Source organism: Campylobacter sp. TTU-622 (assembly GCF_016598965.1).
Lineage (GTDB): Bacteria > Campylobacterota > Campylobacteria > Campylobacterales > Campylobacteraceae > Campylobacter_D.
On record NZ_JAENKR010000194.1, the window covers coordinates 1 to 736 of the forward strand.

Genomic DNA, 736 nt, shown 5'->3' on the forward strand with positions numbered 1-736 from the left:
ATAAATACCAGCATTACCACCTTCTAATCTACCTTTTACGTCTATGCCTTCGCCTTCAATATCTCTATCACTTCCATCAATGTGGATTGCATCATTTCCTGCTTTAATAACGCCTGCGCTTTCTATAGTGATTTTACCGATATTTGTTGTATTACCCAACTCATCAACTGAGAAAAAACTTATACCATTTAATTTAGCATCAATAGTTCCTTTATTGGTAAGCGTACCTATTTTATTACTTACTTCTACTAAGATACCATTAGAGCTTGATTGTATAGTGCCTTCATTGGTGAAATTTTCTATAGTAGAAGCTGAACCATAATAGTTTGAAATTATAATTGCTCCACCTTTTGCACTAGAAGAAGTTGATTGTATGGTTCCAGTGTTATTTAGATTACCAATAGTAGATCCAACTATATTAATCCCTACTTTTCCAGAAATAGAACCTCTATTAGTTAAAGTATTTATTGTTGTATTTCGTTTAAGAACTAAACCAGAAGATGAATATAAAGCACCGCTAGCCCCATCACTAACATCAGCATTTCCATTGCTTTTTATAGTCCCATTGTTGGTAAAATTTTCTATAGTAGATTGATTATCGGTAAATATTGCAGAACTACCATCACTACTTATCAATTTCTCATTAGTAAAAGTTTGAATACTAGCACTTGAAATACTAACACCAGTATTTATAGCTGTTATAGTTCCGCTGTTGGTTAAAGTATTTATAGTAGAA

At 32.2% G+C, this 736-nt stretch carries 1 pseudogene; it reads right to left on the reverse strand.

Annotation, left to right across the window (positions count from 1 at the left end):
• Positions 1–736, reverse strand: a pseudogene (locus JG677_RS08430) (hypothetical protein); the annotation flags it as partial.